This window comes from Enterobacter sp. FUJ80071 (assembly GCF_038739915.1).
Taxonomy (GTDB): Bacteria; Pseudomonadota; Gammaproteobacteria; order Enterobacterales; family Enterobacteriaceae; genus Enterobacter; species Enterobacter kobei.
In genome coordinates this window covers 1-350 of sequence record NZ_JBBXKH010000009.1, presented here as the reverse complement: position 1 = coordinate 350, position 350 = coordinate 1, and the positions used below count along the sequence as shown (strand labels likewise).

1 pseudogene is annotated in these 350 nt (G+C 50.3%); it reads left to right on the top strand.

Annotation, left to right across the window (positions count from 1 at the left end):
- Nucleotides 1-49: 49 nt before the first annotated feature.
- Nucleotides 50-350 (top strand): annotated as a pseudogene (locus AAER43_RS25885) (IS1-like element transposase); the annotation flags it as partial.

Here is a 350-nt window from a genome sequence, read left to right as displayed (position 1 = left end):
GGTGCCAACTTACTGATTTAGTGTATGATGGTGTTTTTGAGGTGCTCCAGTGGCTTCTGTTTCTATCAGCTGTCCCTCCTGTTCAGCTACTGAAGGCGTGGTGCGTAACGGTAAAAGTACTGCCGGACATCAGCGCTATCTCTGCTCTCACTGCCGTAAAACATGGCAGCTACAGTTCACTTACACCGTCTCTCAGCCCGGTACACACCAGAAAATTATTGATATGGCCATGAATGGCGTCGGATGTCGCGCCAGTGCACGCATTATGGGCGTTGGCCTCAACACGATTTTACGACACTTAAAAAACTCAGGCCGCAGTCGGTAAACTCACGCATACAACCGGGCAGTGA